The organism is Nitrospirota bacterium (genome assembly GCA_016214385.1).
Lineage (GTDB): Bacteria > Nitrospirota > Thermodesulfovibrionia > UBA6902 > JACROP01 > JACROP01.
The window spans coordinates 1-16609 of the sequence record JACROP010000086.1 but is presented as its reverse complement, the minus strand read 5'-3'; the positions used below and the strand labels follow the sequence as shown (position 1 = coordinate 16609).

15 protein-coding genes are annotated in these 16609 nt (G+C 41.9%); 2 read left to right on the top strand and 13 right to left on the bottom strand.

The features are described from left to right. The 7 genes from HZC12_05460 to HZC12_05430 all read right to left on the bottom strand — a co-directional run. The coding region (locus HZC12_05460; protein ID MBI5026170.1) for a hypothetical protein at positions 1 to 279 on the bottom strand (279 nt) is incomplete at its 3' end. Positions 280 to 880: 601 nt separating this feature from the next. Then, positions 881 to 2575 carry a single-stranded-DNA-specific exonuclease RecJ gene (gene recJ, locus HZC12_05455; GenBank protein ID MBI5026169.1) on the bottom strand — a complete coding sequence of 565 codons (1695 nt, stop codon included), beginning with the start codon at positions 2573 to 2575 and terminating at the stop codon, positions 881 to 883. Positions 2576 to 2715: 140 nt separating this feature from the next. Next, complete coding sequence (secF, locus tag HZC12_05450; protein ID MBI5026168.1) at positions 2716 to 3624, bottom strand: protein translocase subunit SecF; 909 nt, start codon at positions 3622 to 3624, stop codon at positions 2716 to 2718. Next, on the bottom strand, positions 3621 to 5246 hold the full coding sequence (gene secD / locus HZC12_05445) for a protein translocase subunit SecD (protein MBI5026167.1): 1626 nt from the start codon (positions 5244 to 5246) through the stop codon (positions 3621 to 3623). Before secD ends, secF begins: the two co-directional genes overlap by 4 nt. Before the next feature lie 108 nt (positions 5247 to 5354). After that, positions 5355 to 6005, bottom strand: coding sequence for an HD domain-containing protein (locus HZC12_05440; protein ID MBI5026166.1), 651 nt, complete (start codon positions 6003 to 6005; stop codon positions 5355 to 5357). A gap of 16 nt (positions 6006 to 6021) precedes the next feature. Continuing rightward, positions 6022 to 6348, bottom strand: a complete 327-nt coding sequence (gene yajC / locus HZC12_05435; protein MBI5026165.1) for a preprotein translocase subunit YajC — start codon at positions 6346 to 6348, stop codon at positions 6022 to 6024. A gap of 59 nt (positions 6349 to 6407) precedes the next feature. After that, the gene (locus tag HZC12_05430; protein MBI5026164.1) at positions 6408 to 8057 is read right to left on the bottom strand and encodes a radical SAM protein; all 1650 of its coding nucleotides are present in this window, start codon (positions 8055 to 8057) and stop codon (positions 6408 to 6410) included. Positions 8058 to 8431: 374 nt separating this feature from the next. On the opposite strand from HZC12_05430, the gene HZC12_05425 reads away from it, so the two are divergent. Further along, on the top strand, positions 8432 to 10498 hold the full coding sequence (locus tag HZC12_05425; protein ID MBI5026163.1) for a molybdopterin biosynthesis protein: 2067 nt from the start codon (positions 8432 to 8434) through the stop codon (positions 10496 to 10498). On the opposite strand, the gene HZC12_05420 is transcribed toward HZC12_05425, so the two are convergent. Together HZC12_05420 and scpB are read right to left on the bottom strand one after the other, a co-directional pair. Beyond that, positions 10486 to 11451, bottom strand: a complete 966-nt coding sequence (locus HZC12_05420; GenBank protein ID MBI5026162.1) for a C40 family peptidase — start codon at positions 11449 to 11451, stop codon at positions 10486 to 10488. The two genes, HZC12_05425 and HZC12_05420, sit on opposite strands and share 13 nt — an antisense overlap. 53 nt (positions 11452 to 11504) lie before the next feature. Next, positions 11505 to 12059, bottom strand: a complete 555-nt coding sequence (gene scpB / locus HZC12_05415) for an SMC-Scp complex subunit ScpB (protein ID MBI5026161.1) — start codon at positions 12057 to 12059, stop codon at positions 11505 to 11507. Between the two features lie 592 nt (positions 12060 to 12651). Between scpB and HZC12_05410 the strand changes: the two genes are divergently transcribed. After that, positions 12652 to 14118: an HD domain-containing protein gene (locus HZC12_05410; GenBank protein MBI5026160.1), complete on the top strand. Its 1467-nt coding sequence runs from the start codon at positions 12652 to 12654 to the stop codon at positions 14116 to 14118. Here HZC12_05410 and HZC12_05405 read toward each other — a convergent pair. The 4 genes from HZC12_05405 to HZC12_05390 all read right to left on the bottom strand — a co-directional run. Further along, complete coding sequence (locus tag HZC12_05405) at positions 14112 to 14861, bottom strand: zinc dependent phospholipase C family protein (protein ID MBI5026159.1); 750 nt, start codon at positions 14859 to 14861, stop codon at positions 14112 to 14114. The two genes, HZC12_05410 and HZC12_05405, sit on opposite strands and share 7 nt — an antisense overlap. A 227-nt stretch (positions 14862 to 15088) precedes the next feature. Further along, positions 15089 to 15643, bottom strand: coding sequence for an aminoacyl-tRNA hydrolase (locus tag HZC12_05400; protein MBI5026158.1), 555 nt, complete (start codon positions 15641 to 15643; stop codon positions 15089 to 15091). A gap of 6 nt (positions 15644 to 15649) precedes the next feature. After that, positions 15650 to 16321, bottom strand: a complete 672-nt coding sequence (locus HZC12_05395; GenBank protein MBI5026157.1) for a 50S ribosomal protein L25 — start codon at positions 16319 to 16321, stop codon at positions 15650 to 15652. 23 nt (positions 16322 to 16344) lie between these two features. Continuing rightward, a partial coding sequence (locus HZC12_05390; protein MBI5026156.1) for a phosphoribosylpyrophosphate synthetase occupies positions 16345 to 16609 on the bottom strand: 265 nt, incomplete at its 5' end.

Here is a 16609-nt window from a genome sequence, read left to right as displayed (position 1 = left end):
GGATGGAGTCAATACTGCCAGATAAAATCCAGGCAGTTGCATCGCAGGTGTAAAAGTAAAAGCTATTGCGAGAACAGCAGATTTAATAATGAGTGGCTCGCTGCCGCTGAGCGCTGGAAGGAAGTCTGCATTTGTCAAAGTGTGTGTCCATGTGTTTCCGACGATAGGGTTCTTTACATTGTAAAAGCTAAATGGATCGCCTGCGTTTAATGCAAAAGCATTGGTTGCAAAAATAAGCATGCCCGCAAGCAAAACTAAAATTATGGCTTTCCTCATCATTTCCACCTCCTTTCTATCCGCTTTATTATAGTGTTACGGCTATACATAAAAGCTTAGCCTTCCGCATCTTTGAATGCTATAACATTCGTCTAAAGATTTTGGGTTTTTGTATAAATTTTTCCTGAGATACGCACCAAATTCTCTAAGAATTAAGCAGAGCCAAAAATCTTATTCAAAACCAAAAATTTTATACAAAAAATCTTTTTACTCAACTATTTAACAGGAAAAAATTTTTATGTCAAGATGTTATTTTTTTGACACCAACGTTTTTGTTATTGTTCAAAAATTTTGAACTTTTGTCTAAAAATTTTGGACTTTCATCTAAAAATGCCTGTGAAAAGGTCTATTTTTCTGTAAAGTATCACGACAGTGTAAAGTATCGTGACAGTAGGTTGTGGAAAACTTTACAGGTTATCTGTTTAGCCTGGAAAAAATTTTGTATATCCTTAATAATTCCAAATCCATACGATAATACATTATATTTACTTTTGGTTATTCGTAAGATAACAGAGTATTGTTACAGGGATATTAAGGGAATGTTAAATTTGTAGGAATCCAGAAAGATTGAAATAACCAATAACCATCCCGCCAACGGCGGGACTTATGAAGACATGCCTGGTCTGAGGGCTTTGAGATTAAGCTGCAGATACCTGCCACCATTCCACTCATTAATGCATGGAGTAAAAGCGGCATCAACAGTGTTAGCGGTATTGATTACTTCTAAAAGATTGCCCATATCAAAACCAATGGTATCGAAACTTATTGCTTTTTGTCTCAGCCTCATTTTAAGGTGATTTTCTCCAACAATCCTCGGCTCTAAAATCTCAAGGTTTCTGGCACCAAGAACTGGCTCCTGATTGGAATCGCCGAAGGGCTCAAGTCTGCTTAGCTCATTGACAAGATTGAAGTTAATTTCAAAAAGTTCTACCCCTGCATCAATCTCAAGTCTCGGTATCATGTCTCCCTCAGTAAGGGCAGCTTCAATTACAGAATTTATGCGCTTTTTAAATGCATCGAGATTTTCGGTCCGGAGTTTAAGGCCAGCAGCCTGGCTGTGTCCGCCAAAGCCGAGGAAAAGTTCAGCGCATTCTGACAGACCATTAAAAATATGAAATGGCGGAATGCTTCTTGCAGAACCTTTCGCAATAGAATCATTTATGGAAAGAACAAAAGCAGGCCTGTAAAAGGCATCGGCAAGCCGTGAGGCGACAATCCCAAGAACCCCTATGTGCCAACCTGGCACTGCGAGGACAATTGCCCTGTCCATTTCCTGGCTCTTTACCATATCAAAAGCCTGCTGAGCTACTTCTTCTTCGTATTTCTGCCTTGTCCTGTTCTGCCCTTCAAGGAAAGAAGCCATCTTCGCTGCATTTTCTTTGTCCTCAGCAAGAAAAAATTTTACAACATCTGTTGCACTGCCAAGCCTGCCAACAGCATTAATCCTCGGGACAATTGTAAAAGAAACAGAAGTTGACTTTATTTCTTTTCCCTTAATGCCGGCAGTTTCTTTGATAGCTTCTGCCCATGGCTTCGGGCTGTCATTAATTGCTTTGAGTCCATAGGTCACAAAGATCCTGTTTTCTCCCACAAGTGGCACAGAATCCCCGATGGTTCCAATAGCCACTAAATCCAGCAGTGAAGAAGTATAGGTCATATAGGATTTATAAGACTTATACAGCCCCTGTACTAACTTATAAGCAACGCCGACTCCTGCAAGGTCTTTAAATGGATATTCTGAATCCTGCCTGCGCGGATTTAAAATCGCAAAAGCATCAGGGAGTTTTTCAGGAGGCTCATGATGGTCGGTAATAATGACATCCATCCCATAATCTGCTGCCATCTGAACCTCGCCATGTGAACTTATGCCGCAATCGACAGTTATTATAAGATTTACACTAAGGGATTTTGCCTTCAGTAAGCCCTCCCTGCTCAGTCCATAACCCTCGGTAATTCTATTAGGAATGTAGTAATACGGCTTTAAACCGAGCATCTTCAGGGCTGACACCATTATAGCTGTTGATGTAAGACCATCAGCATCGTAATCGCCATACACAAGCACTATCTCCCCTTTTGACGATGCCTGTTTTATCCGCTCAACAGCTTTAACCATATCAGGCATAAGAAAGGGGTCATGCTGGGCTTCGAGTGAAGGAGAAAGAAAACTTCCAATCGACCGTGCATCTTTAATCCCTCTATTTACAAGAATCTGTGAAAAAGCTGTGGATATTGATATTTTACGTGAGAGGTAATCTAAAAAATCCTGATTTGTCCTGTTTACAAACCATCGTCTATGCATAAATTTAAGATTAGTTCATACCGTAACGAGTAAAGAAGAAAGATGACCACTGAGACACAGAGGGAAAAATATTTTTAAATAATCTCAGTGCCTCTGTGGTTCAAAGGAATTTTCTTTTTGCATTACACACCACGGTCTTTTTATTTCTTTGCAAAGGGCCTTTTCCCCCATATAAGCACAATGGGGCTTGCAACAAATATGGAAGAATATGTCCCAATAATAACCCCCATTATCATGGCGAGTGAGAAGTCATGTAGTACCTCGCCACCAAAGAAAAACAATGCTATTGATGTGAGGAGGACGGTTGTAGAGGTTATTATTGTCCTCGATAAGACCTCATTAATACTGCTATTCATAACTACTTCAACGCTTTCCCTTTGCCTCAGCTTCAGGTTTTCTCTTATCCTGTCAAATACAACCACTGTATCTGTGAGGGAATAACCGGCAATCGTGAGAAGGGCTGAGACGAGGATGAGATTAATCTCCCTGCCCATGATATAGAATAATCCGAGCACAGCAAGGACATCGTGAAAAGTCGCAATGGTTGCACCAACACCAAACCTGAACTGGAATCTCCACCCGACATATATAAGGATGCCTATAATAGCAACTATTGTGGCGAGCAGTGCATCTTTTCTTAACTTTGCACCGACCTTTGGCCCTATCTCAGTGGTGGAATCTACTACAGGTTTATTATTCAAAAACCTCTGTGAGAGTATTGAGATTATTTTCTCAGAGAAACCGCCGAGTGTCTCTTCACCCTTCTTCACCCTGATGAGTATCTTATTTTCCGTAGGTAAATCCTGGAGGTCAAAGTCGCTCAGACCTCCTTCATCGAGGGCGATCCTTATATCATGTAAAGGCACATTTTTTTCAAACTTCACCTGTACTGCTGTGCCTCCGGCAAAGTCAATCCCTAAATTTGCCGTTCCCCTTGCCACCTGAATAACAGCAATAAGTCCGAGGATTGAAATTACTCCGGTAAGCCCAAAGGCATAAAACCGTTTGCCCATAAAATCTATTTTTGTATTTCTAATGAGCTCTATCATATGCTAAGCTTTTTTACCTCTCTTCTGGAATTTATAAGGTCGAATACAGTCTTTGTGCCGATAAGGGCTGTAAAGAGATTTATAGCAACACCAAGCCCTAAAGTTACAGCAAAACCTTTTATAGGGCCAGTGCCAAACTGAAAAAGAACAGCAGCAGTAATGAGGGTTGTGACATGGGAGTCAACAATTGTCAGGAATGCCTTATCATAACCTGAATCAACTGCAGCTCGCGGGGTCTTGCCTGCCCTTATCTCCTCCCTCATTCTTTCAAACATAAGGACATTGGAATCAACAGCCATGCCTATTGCGAGGATTACACCTGCTATGCCTGGCATTGTGAGGGTTGCATTGAGCGAAGCCATTGCCCCGAGGAGAAGAAGGATATTAAGAACAAGGGCAAAATCTGCAATGAGTCCCGATAGCTTATAGTAAAAAATCATAAATGCTATTACAAGGATTGCTCCAATAATACCCGCCTTTACCCCTGCATCTATAGAGTCTCTTCCGAGGGAGGGGCCTACTGTCACGTTCTGGAGTATTTTCATGGGTGCTGGAAGCGCTCCTGCCCTGAGCACTATGGCAAGGTCCTTAGCCTCATCCATGCTGAAGGTGCCTGTTATCTGTGCATTACCCCCGGAAATCCTGTCCTGTATTACAGGAGCTGAATAGACATTTCCATCAAGGATTATGGCAAGGCGTTTCTTAATGTTTGCTGCTGTAATCTGTTCAAAGAGTTTAGCTCCGGCAGGATTAAAAGAAATCGAGACATAAGGCTCATTAAACCTCGTATCGATATTTACCCTCGCTTCTGTCAAAAGGTCGCCTGTCATAAGGGTTTGTTTCTTTACAAGATAAACCCTCTTTGTGACTCTACCTGTTTCTTTGTTAACAACCCTTTCAAAAAGGATCTCATCCTCTATCGGGATCTTCGGGCCAAACTCTCTAATCAATTTCTCCTCATCTCCCGGAAGCACAGAAGCAGGAAGCTGGGCTGCTATAGGGTTTTCATCGTCGAGGAGTTTGAACTCCAGAAGAGCGGTCTTACCTATTACCTCGATAGCCCTTTTTGGCTCTTTAACTCCAGGCAGTTGAACTACTATCTCATTTGTGCTTTGCCTGTGAATTGTGGGCTCAGAAACACCAAACTGGTCTATTCTGTTTCGGATTGTCTCAAGGGCCTGGTCTGCTGAAGAGTCCTTGATCCTGTTGATTTCTTTATCTGAAAGCCTGTAAAGAAACCTGCCTCCTCCGCTATCAATTAGCGTGAGGATTGGATAATTATCTTCAACTGCTTTCTTTATCTCATTATTAGCAGGGGAGATTGTAATGCCCAATGCGTCCTTCTTTACCTCTGCCTTAAGCCCTTTTTTCTCAAGTATCTCTTTCAGGCTTGCTGCAATCCTCTCTGCGGTAACATCCACAGCCTTTTCCCCTTCAACCTCAAAGACGAGATGGAGCCCTCCCTGAAGGTCAAGGCCGAGGGTTATGCCCTTGTTCGGCATATTCTTTTTCCACCACTCCGGCATACTCTGAAACACAGGTGTTGAAGGCAAAAAGAAAATTATCGAAAGAAGAGCTGTTATTCCTATCAGGATAAAACGCCAGCGAACATTCTTCTTCACCTAACCTCCAAAAGATAAGTTAAAAGTTGAAAGTTAAAAGTGAGAAGTTAAAAACTTCTTTTTATTCGCCATAACTTTTAACTTTTAACTCTTAACTTTTAACTCTTTTTATGCCATTCTCGTATTATTTATGTAAAGCTGGAACTCACAGGCAAGCGCCCTCGCAGCCTTCCTGCAAATACTCATCCTCGAGAGAAATATCTCAAAATACTCTATGACCTGTGAGATTTTTGTATCTATTGCAAGCGTCAGCGTAATGGTCTTAGCCTCAGGGTCTACAGTAAGCACAGACTCTGTAGCAGCATAGTTAACCCTGTCGTGAATATCCGAGCTAACCATAGCAGGGCTTCTTACCCTGCTCCTGTGGACATCAGCCTTATCAGCAATAAGAAGTGCTGCTGCTATTGGGCCGGGGATTTCTCCATCTTCATTCTCATGGATGCCAATTGCACTCATAACCTTTATTGTATCACCCATGTCCATACCGAGTTTTTCAAGGATTTCTTTGCTCAGAATAGCGCTCAGCTGGTCGTGATTTCCACGCCCGAGGATATTGCCTATATCATGAAGATAGCCTGACATTGCAACTAACTGGGCATCCCCTTCAGGGTATCCCAATTCCTTCAGTATATAGTAAGCTGTATCAGCTACTTTTGCAGCATGCCTGAAACCATGCTCTGTATAACCAATGGTCTCAAGGTATTTATCAGCGCCTTCTATATAGAGCCTGGCCCTCGCATCATTTTTAAGGACCTCTATGGTAGGGGCCAAAAGACTATTCCTCACCGCTTCTTAAACCTGCAATGCCGTTGCGGCCTATTTTTATCTTTACATTTTCAGCTATCTTGAGGGTTACTGTGTTAGCCTCAATGGCTTCTATAACACCGTATATGCCTCCAGAGGTTATTACCTTATCCCCTTTTTTAAGATTCTCCAGCATCTGCTTGTGCTCCTTTGCCTTCTTTGCCTGAGGTCTTATAAGGAGAAAGTAGAATATAGCAAAAATTAGTATCAGAGGCAGAAAGGAAGAAAACATAGTCTCGATGCCTCCCCCACCTTCCTTTGGCGCTCCACCCATTGCATAGGCAATATCCAAAAACATATTTCACCTCCATAAGTCTTTAAAGATTTCGATAATATACCTTTTTGGTGATTATTTAATCAAGTCGTTGCGACTCGATTCCGAGGGGATAAGGCACTTTTGCATTCCGCCACGAGTGTCTCTTTTTTAATCCCTACATCAATAAAATCCCAGGGCAAAATCTCATCAAAAGGCACCTGTCTGTAAACATAAAAATTTATATCTATACCCGCTGTCCCGGCTGCTTTTTTCCAGTCCTCACCCTTAGAAATAGCCTCAAGAACAGGGGCAGTCCTCCTGTCTCCCCTTGAGAGAAAGCCCTGCATCTCTGCCCATTTTGGCACATCGTGGAATACGCTTACACCTTGTATCTCCCTCAGCATGAGCCTGAGTATTTTAAATTTCTCCTTTAAAGATTTAACCTCCTCCATTGGAAGCCACTGAAATGGCGTAAAGGGTTTTGGCACAAAAGAACTCACACTGAGGTTAATTTTTCCGCGTTTGTTTATCTGCCTTATCTTTTTTACAATGGTAGAGATACCCTCTATATCCTCCATTGTTTCCGTTGGTAGACCGAGCATGAAATAAAGTCTTAAGGTCTCTATGCCGGAACCGAGGATTGCACATGCGGTTTCAAGGATATCTTCCTCTGTAATTTTTTTATTTATAACCTTTCTCAATCGTTCGGTCCCAGCTTCAGGGGCAATTGACACACTCTTGTGGCCCCTTAAAAGTTTAACGAGTTCACCACTTCCCCTGCTTGCCCTGAGGGATGTAATTGAAAAATCAACACCCGTGATATTTAATACCTCCTTTATATCCCGATAATCCGTAAGTGAGGGACCTATAAGACCGATACGGTTTGTAACCGCAGTCGCTTCCTCAACCTCTGCCCTTAGAAGGGCTATATCTTTGCTACGCACTGGTTTATAGACAAACCCTGTGACACAAAATCTGCATGACCAGGGGCAGCCCCTCTGTGCTTCAAGCAGATACATATTGCTGAATTCTGTATCAGGGCTTAAAACATATGTCTTAATCCCTCCCCCTATGTTTTTCTCCCACCTTTTCTTTATGATTTCAGGCGCCCCATCAAAAGCCTTTCTCTCTTTTATTGTTCTATCGTCCTTGTAATAAACATCATAAAAGCGTGGCACATAAATGCCCCCGATTTTTCCCGCACCTTTCAGTAGCCCTTCCCTGTCATGGCCTTCCCTGAAATAGTCAATGAACTCCATAAGCATCTCCTCACCCTCACCAACAAAGACCATATCCATAAAAGGAGCAAGGGGCTCGGGGTTAAAAAATGCACATATCCCGCCAGAAATAACAAGGGGATGTGTCTTGTTCCTTGCCTTAGCATAAAGAGGTATTCTGGCAAGGCTTAAGATTTTAAGGACATTTGGGTAGTCGTTTTCAAAGGATACTGAAAAGGCAAGGATATCGAATTTACTCAGCGATCTCCGGGATTCAAGGCTGAAAAGCTCTGTACCTGTCCTTATATATTCTCCCATATCTTCTTCATCAGGCAAAAAGGCCCTTTCACACAGCACATCCTGTCTTTTATTCATTATTCCATAAATGCCCTGAAAGCCGAGATTGGACATCCCAACATAATAGGTATTGGGATAAATAAGACAAATATTTACCTTGCCTCCGGGGTCTTTATAGACCGTGCCCTTCTCAAGAGAAAGGAGGGATTGGACTTTATTAATCAGGCGCCTGCTCATAAGTTGTATTATACTTAAATCCAGCGATAAGCAGGACTGGATTTGGGTTATATATAATTAATTATATTATCAATAGTGTCCGATAAAAAAATTAGTAATTTTTTAAGTTGTCATTCCCGTGTAAACGGGAATCCAGGATTTCCTGTGTAATGTAGGGGCGGCCCTGTGTGGCCACCCACATGAGGGCAACCACATAGGGTTGCCCCTACAATGGGGGACGGCGTCTGGATTCCTGCTGAAGTTTACCCCGTGCATGGATTCCTGCTTTCGCAGGAATGACGACACGGGGCAGGAATGACTTTAAAAAGTCTTATTAAACATGAGCAATAAAAATTATGTATTATCAATAGTTTTTTAGCCTTTAGCGGACACTAATGTTATATTATAATGAAGCTGTTGCCAAACCCTATATCCCGAATCCAGCGATAAGCGAGGAGGAGGTTTCATTGAAGCGCGAGATTTATCTTGAAAATACCCCACTTCAGGAGGCCATTGACAAATGGCTCAACAAACTTAATTCCGAAGGTAAGGGAAAACCCCTAAATGCTGAAATAATCAATGCGGCTGACTCCCTGGGGCGGGTCACTGCCGAGCCTGTGTTCGCAAGACTTTCCTCGCCCTTCTATCATTCATCAGCAATGGACGGCTATGCAGTCAAATTCATAGACACCTTCGGCGCATCAGAGAAAAATCCCATGAGACTGAAGCTCGGTGAACAGGCAGTTTATGTTAATACAGGCGATCCGGTACCCGATGGATTCAATGCAATAATAATGATAGAGGATGTGAATATAGTGAAAGAGACGAGAGACGAGGGACAAGAGACAAGTAAATATAATAACTCGTCACTCGTCTCTCGTCTCTCGTCTCTTGAGTATATTGAGATCATTGAGCCCGTAACCCCATGGCAGCATGTAAGAGCTATTGGCGAGGACATTGTTGCCACCGAGCTTATAATCCCCGAAAGCCACAGGATAAGGCCGGTAGATATTGGAGCCATACTCGCAGGTGGTATTACAGAAGTGAAAGTAAGAAGGCGGCCAAAGGTTGTCATTATCCCTACAGGCTCAGAAATTGTTGAGCCTAAAAGTGAACTGAAAAAAGGAAATATCATTGAATATAATTCCAGGGTTCTTGCGGGACTTGTAGTCGAATGGGGCGGAGAACCTGTGAGATTCAGAATAGTCCCTGATAATCTCGATGCGTTAAAAAAAGCAATCCTTGAGGCCATAAATGCAGGAGACGTTGTGGTTGTAAATGCTGGCGCCTCTGCTGGCTCTCATGATTTCACTTCCTCTGCAATAGGGCAACTTGGAGAGGTTATAATTCATGGAGTAAACATCAGGCCTGGGAAACCTGTAATTCTTGGATGGGTAAAGGACAAGCCTGTGCTCGGCATACCAGGATACCCTGTTTCAGCCTACATAACTTTCGATATTTTTGTTAAACCCCTTGTATATTTATGGCAGGGTTTGGAAATCGAAGAGCCTGAAAGGCTCAAAGCAAAATTATGCAGACAGGTAGCATCTCCCTTAGGGCAGGAAGAATTTTTAAGGGTCAAAGTGGGAAAGGTAGGAGAAAACACAATAGCAATACCTGTGAGCCGCGGTGCAGGAATCCTTATGAGCCTTGTGAGGGCAGATGGCTTTGTAAGGATTCCTGCCATGTCAGAAGGCATAGGTGCTGGCACTGAAGTAGACGTAGAACTCATAAGACCAAAAAATGCAATAATAAACACGATTGTCTGTATAGGCAGTCATGACAATACCATTGACCTGCTTGCAAATTTTCTGAAAAAGAGATATCCGAAATATTCCCTTTCTTCAGCGAATGTTGGCTCAATGGGAGGGCTCATGGCTGTTAAGCGTGGAGAGGCCCATCTTGCGGGGACACATCTCCTCGATGAGGAAACAGGTAAATATAATGTGCCTTTTATTAAGAGTCTCCTGCCTGAAAAGGGGGTCATTCTGGTAAACCTCGTCTACAGGGAGCAGGGTCTTGTTGTCCTGAAAGGCAACCCTAAAAACATTAGAGGGTTTGAAGATTTAACAGGGGATGATGTGACTTTTATTAACCGGCAATCAGGGTCCGGTACAAGGCTTCTGACAGATAAACACTTAAAGGAACTCGGCATAAGCCCCGGAAAAATTAAAGGCTATGAGAAAGAAGAATACACACATATAGGTGTAGCCTCTGCTGTGCAGAGTGGCGTTGCAGATACAGGGCTTGCCATCTTAGCTTCTGCAAAGGCCCTCGGCCTTGATTTTATCCCGGTTGCAAAAGAGCGTTACGACCTATGCATTGCAAAAGAATTCTACGATACCCCAATGCTTCAGAGCCTCCTTGAAATAATAAGAAATGATGAAGAATTCAGAAACCTCGTCGTGAGCCTCGGAGGCTATGATATTACTGATATGGGGAGAGTCCTCTATGAGGGCTGATTAAGATTGTCTTTGCCCTCTTCTGGTTCAAAAATCCTCTTTGCTCCGATAAATCTTTTTACATAATATGGATGATTGAGATTGCTTATCTTGACCTTCCTGGCCCTTCTGGAGGCATGAATAAAAAGATCATTACCTATATAAATGCCGACGTGAGACGGGAATGTGGCATAGGTTTTGAAAAATACAAGGTCACCGATTGTAAGGTCATCCTTATCAACACCATCTCCTACGTTAAACTGCTCCCTCGCTGTCCTCGGAAGCGGGATATTGAAGAAATTATAAACCTTCTGGACATAAGCCGAGCAGTCAATGCCCATAAGTGTTGTCCCGCCAAACCTGTACGGGATATTCAGAAATTTCTTTGCAAAAAGCACCACCCTTTCTTTTTCGTCAAGGTTCTCTAATTCGGCTTCATCAATTTCAATCTTTCTCTTGGATTTAACTTTCGAAACGTGCATCTCAGTACTTGGTGCTGCATCATCTTTAACGTAAAGGTTTAATCTCTGGCCTAGTTTGACAGCACTACTTTTGAGGTCGTTAAGTCTTTTTAATTCCCTCACAGTAAGGCCGTTATCTCTGGCAATCCTGCTGAGGGTATCCTCCTTTTTTACAATATAAACAGTCCTTAATAGTGCTGAAGTCTGTGCTCTGTGTTCTGTCCCCGAGGTTTCCTCCGCCTCGACAGATCCCTGATTTGATGCATTAACCTCCTCGACAAATTTGGGGTCTCTTGTCGGAGATCCCTCTGGGACAGGAATTGTTATAAACTCCCCTGCCCTGAGGCTATCATCCTCAAGGCCGTTGACCTCTTTAATTTCCTCTATTGATAGCTTATATTTTTTGGAAATGCTGTAAAGTGTGTCGCCTTTTTTAATTCTATAACTTTCAGCAAAGCCTTCAGCTACAAAGATTAAAGAAAAAGATAAAAAAATTAAAATACCTTTGAACATCAAACACCCCTCGCTTTTTTAAAATTTGAGAATCCCGAAAATCGGGACTGACACTAAGATGCTGCTCCCTCTACCTCCTCAAAATCTTTGAGAGTTGGCAGTTCAGAAAGGTCCTTAAGGCCAAAATACTGGAGAAACTCTTTTGACGTGCCATACATAAGCGGCCTTCCAGGGACCTCCTTTTTCCCGAGAATCTTTATAAGCCCTCTTTCAAGGAGGGTTTTTAAAACCCCATCGGAATTCACTCCTCTGATTGACTCTATTTCAGCCTTTATGACCGGCTGTTTGTAAGCAATAATCGCAAGGGTCTCGAGGGCTGGCTGCGAAAGTCGCCACGATACTGCTGTACTCAGCAGTTTCCTGACCCATTCTGCATATTCAGGGCTTGTAACCATCTGATAACCCTGGGCAACCTCTGCAATGAGGATGCCTGAAGCTCTGCCCTGATATTCACTGATTAGTTCTGCCATCAATCTCTCAATATCCCGCTCTCCGATTTCCAGGATATTTTTCAACATCTCCGCAGTCAACGGCTCACCTGAAATAAACAGAAGAGCCTCAATAGCTGCCTTTACCTTTCTATCCTCCACAGTTACCCGCCATAACAAGCGTTAAATTAGCAAAATCCAGGCAAAAATTCAACACAGAATTGACTTTGTAAGTAGCAAAACGTTTGTGGGGGTTGTCATCTTTATTATCCAAACCATTCTTTCGATTTCACTCAAGGCAAGCCTTTACTTAAATCTTTAAATTGGGGGTTCAATTTTGTCCCGACTTTATCGGGAAACCCTTAGTTTGATAATAGTCAAGCCAGTGTTATTATTGAATAGTCAGGTCGAAGACTCGATCGACTCTTCGAGTTCAAGCTGTAAACAAAAAAAATAAGGAGTCCCGAAGCTTCGGGACTCCCGCATAAGACTGTTATTTATTTATACCACGAAGAGCACGAAGGGTACGAAGATTTTACAAGACAAATCCCTTTATGCTTTCCTTTTTCACTTCGTGTTCTTCGTGTCCTTCGTGGTTTAATTTCTTTTAGTCTAACTGAGTTGCAAACTCAGTTACGAGTCGCAACGACCTGCTCCCGACTGTAAAGTTTCTTTACACTACAGGGATTGTAATTTATTTTGACAATATTTTATTTTCGTAGTATTATTTTACAATTTTACAAAAATTTTTTACGATTTTACAAAATCTCTCATGGAAAAGATTTTTACTCATAGCATATTTGTTCTTGAGTCAGAAAAAAAGCCGAGAAAGGCCTTAATTAATTTCCTGTTATCAAAAGGGTTTGCTGTTTCTCTTGGAAAGACTGAGGATGACAGTATAAAGACTCTTCCCCTGGACCCTCCGTCAATAATTTTAACAGATACTTATTGCCTCGAAAAAACAAAGTCGGAAATTCTGAACTTATTACAATCCACAAGTGGATATGACGATGTACGCTGTATCTTAATAGCCACAAAGGGCGAAGAGGAGAAAATAAAATCCTATCTCGGCAACCTCGTTGCAGACTTCATATATGAACCATATACAGAACTTGAACTTGAGACAAGGATCAACTACCACTTAAAAGCACGTTCAATGTACCTTCAGCTCGAGCGTGATAAAAAAGACCTTTCAGCTATTATCGATATATCAAAAACAATATCATCAACCCTGGATCTGGACGATGTCCTTTTTCTCACAGTGAAAAAAATATCAGAGATAATTGCCGTAGCAAGGTGTTCTATTGCCCTTGTAGAATCTGGTTCAGACAAACTCGTTGTCATTGCAAGCCAGGAAGACCCCTCCATAAAAAACCTCGTATTATCATTGGGAAAATATCCAGAGATAAAGAGGGCTATCGAAACAAAAAGTGTTGTAATAATAAATAACATCAGGGAAGACCCTATTATGGAGGGTGTGAGGGAAAAGCTCAACGCACTTAATTTTCACTCCATAATGGTGCTCCCGATAACCATTAAGGAAGAAATAATGGGGACACTGGTCCTCAGGGCTGCAAGTCCAACAACATCTTTCAGTAAAAATGATGTGAGGTTATGTCAGGTTGTGGCCAATACATCAGCAAGCATAATAAAAAATGTCCAACTTTACCAGAATCTTGAGAACACTTTCAAAGAGACTGTTATAAGCTTTGCGCATGCCCTCGAGGCAAGGGACAAATATACACACGGCCATTCAGAAGAGGTAACCCGATACGCAAAGCTAATAGCTATTGAAATGGAGCTTCCTGAGAAAGACATTAATTTAATTTACCAGGCTGGCATCCTCCATGACATTGGTAAAATAGGCATGAAAGAGGAAACTCTGAATAAGCCCGGGCGCCTTACCACAAAGGAGAGGAAAGACTTTCAAATGCACCCTGTCTGGGCAAAGCACATATTATCGCCGATTAAGTCATTTTCAGAGATCATTCCCATAATCTATTATCACCATGAATGGTTTGACGGCTCAGGCTACCCTGAAGGACTCAAAGGTAGCGAAATCCCCATTGGTGCAAGGATAATAGCAGTCGCAGATACATACCATGCCATGGTATCAGACAGGTCATATAGAAAAAGACGCTCCATGGAAGCGGCAATAGAAGAAATCAAAAGATATTCAGGGATACAGTTTGACCCGGAAGTTGTAAATGCCTTTATAAATGTTACGCCGGCTTATTGAAGGGTTTTATGCGCCCTCCCCATGGGGTCTTTTTTAAACACGCTTGAGATCTCGCCGTCCCTCAAAAGCTCAAACATCATAACAAGAGACTTGCTCTGAAAATCAAGGATTTCCTCATCTGTCACCCCATCAGGAAGTCTTTTATCTACAAAATTAGTAACAGGAATTGTATGGGAAAATCTTGACAGCAGCAAAACACCCTTAAAGATTTTCTTATTGGTCTTAAAAGAAAGGAATAACCTCTCAAGAAATTTTTCGAGAAAAACATCGTTCCTGAGCTGAACGAGTTTGTCCATATTTTTAACCATGTAGCGGTATTCTTTATCAATAATACTATCCGCCTTGACTTCCAGAATTGGATGCGTGAGATTTGTTATTGTAAAGAATTTGGGGATGTAGTAATTGTGGGCAACAGTGTCAGCAGCAAGATGAGTAAGGTAACCATAAGCAAACGATTTGTGCTGTTCAGTCCTGGCTGCTTTAAGGAGTTTCCTGCCGACATTCCAGTTATGCGAACTTTTTTCAAAAGCCTGAAACCTCTTACCAACTATTATGTCAGCACTGATATTGCCGTACAGGAAATCATTCTTAAACTTTTTTATAAGATTGTATATTCCTAACGGGACAACAGATGCTCCCAGTGCCAGGACCTGATGCCCTAAGTAAAAATGGGTCAGCGGCCCCCAGGCATAAGCCACAGATGGCACCATCAATATCAATAAAAAAACAAATAAAATTAACATCTAAATTTAATTTTAAATCATTTTTCTTAAAAATTCTACCACTTAATTTTATAAAATCAAAATGCAAAGTTAAGGACCCAAATCCCTCACCCTCACCCTCTCCCATCGAGGGAGAGGGAATTTTAAGGAATTTCTATCTCTGTTTTTGGGAGGAATTCCTTAATTTTGATTTTTGATTTTTGCATTTTAAATTTCCACTTGAACCCTGCTGTAAGTCTTATAAAGTCTTAATTAAGCTTATTCATCGCTGCATCTATGCCATGGGTAAGGATAAATGTAATTGCATCCACAACCCTTTCTATGGATTCTTTAATAATCTCCTTTTCTTCGGCTTTGAATGGTTCAAGGACAAATTCTTCAGGGGGTATTTCTGAGGACCTTCCTATACCTATTTTAAGACGGATAAAATTTTTTGTACCAATTATATCGATAATGGACTGGACTCCCCTGTGACCTCCTGAGGAGCCCTTTGCCCTGACTCTAAGCCTGCCTGGCTCCATATCAATATCATCATGGATTATTATGAGGTTTTTTTCTGCGAGGCCATAGGTTTTGAGGAGAGCCTTTACTGCAATACCACTCTTGTTCATAAATGTAACAGGCTCAATGAGGATAGCCTCTACATCCTCGATAGAGCCTTTACCATAGATATAGTTTTCTGCCCTGCCTTTTAGAGGTATCCTGTATTTTGAGGCAAGGGCCTCGATGACCATAAAACCAATGTTATGGCGAGTTCGGGAGTATTTTCTCCCAGGGTTTCCAAGGCCTACAATTGCCCACAAAAAGAATTATTTCTCCTCTTTTATTTCTTCTTCCTTCTTAGCCTTCTTTATAAGCTCAGGCTCCTTGATCTCCTCTATCCCGACACCCGTCGGGACCGGGGCTACAACCTCTTCTACTACAGGTGCGGTCACTGTGAGCACAACTTCATCGGGCTCTACAAGAATCTTTATCCCCTCTCTGACAGCCAAATCACTGACATGAATAGAGCCACCTATGTCAATAGAAGATGCGTCTATTTCTATAGATTCAGGTATCTGGGTTGGAAGGCACTCAACCCCTACATCCCTCAGATGGTGCTGAAGAATACCTCCCTTTTTTATCCCCATAGGCTCTGCTGTTAAAATCACAGGCACAGTCACTTGAATCTTTTTATCGAGGGACACCTCCATAAAGTCTACGTGAAGCAGCTCACTAACAACAGGGTCGGCCTCGTAATCTTTAATAATAGCCCAATGGTCTGTTGTGGTATCTTTATCTTTCAGTTGCAGCGTTATCAAGGCGTGTTCTCCAGCCCCGGAGTTTATTAATTTAGATACATCTTTCTTCTGGAGTTTTATGGAAGTCGCACTGCCACCACCGTAAAGAACAGCCGGCAGCATTCCCTGCCTCCTCAGGCTCCTTGCAATACCTTTGCCCGCACCTTCTCTTTTTTCTGCTATTAATATAATTTTCTCCATTTACCAACCTCCGTTGTGTTTATTCATACAATAAGCGAACTTACTGACGATTCTTCGTGTATCCGCTGTATTGCCTCTCCTAAAAGAGAAGCTACAGAAAGGACTGTAAGTTTCTTGCATTTTTCTTTTTTGCTATTTAAAGGGATTGTATTGGTTACAATGACTTCTTTTAAATCAGAAGAGTTAATTCGATCTATAGCTGGGCCTGAAAGGACAGGGTGAGTACATGCCGCAAAGATATGCCTTGCCACTTTTTCTTTTATTGCAGATACTGCCTGGGTAATAGTT

Bases quoted from the DNA above. Each gene is read 5' to 3' on its own strand.
- recJ (MBI5026169.1), bottom strand. From the start codon at position 2,575: ATGCATAGACGATGGTTTGTAAACAGGACAAATCAGGATTTTTTAGAT.
- secF (MBI5026168.1), bottom strand. From the start codon at position 3,624: ATGATAGAGCTCATTAGAAATACAAAAATAGATTTTATGGGCAAACGG.
- yajC (MBI5026165.1), bottom strand. From the start codon at position 6,348: ATGTTTTTGGATATTGCCTATGCAATGGGTGGAGCGCCAAAGGAAGGT.
- HZC12_05430 (MBI5026164.1), bottom strand. From the start codon at position 8,057: ATGAGCAGGCGCCTGATTAATAAAGTCCAATCCCTCCTTTCTCTTGAG.
- HZC12_05425 (MBI5026163.1), top strand. From the start codon at position 8,432: ATGTTATATTATAATGAAGCTGTTGCCAAACCCTATATCCCGAATCCA.
- HZC12_05420 (MBI5026162.1), bottom strand. From the start codon at position 11,451: ATGTTCAAAGGTATTTTAATTTTTTTATCTTTTTCTTTAATCTTTGTA.
- HZC12_05410 (MBI5026160.1), top strand. From the start codon at position 12,652: ATGGAAAAGATTTTTACTCATAGCATATTTGTTCTTGAGTCAGAAAAA.
- HZC12_05405 (MBI5026159.1), bottom strand. From the start codon at position 14,861: ATGTTAATTTTATTTGTTTTTTTATTGATATTGATGGTGCCATCTGTG.
- HZC12_05395 (MBI5026157.1), bottom strand. From the start codon at position 16,321: ATGGAGAAAATTATATTAATAGCAGAAAAAAGAGAAGGTGCGGGCAAA.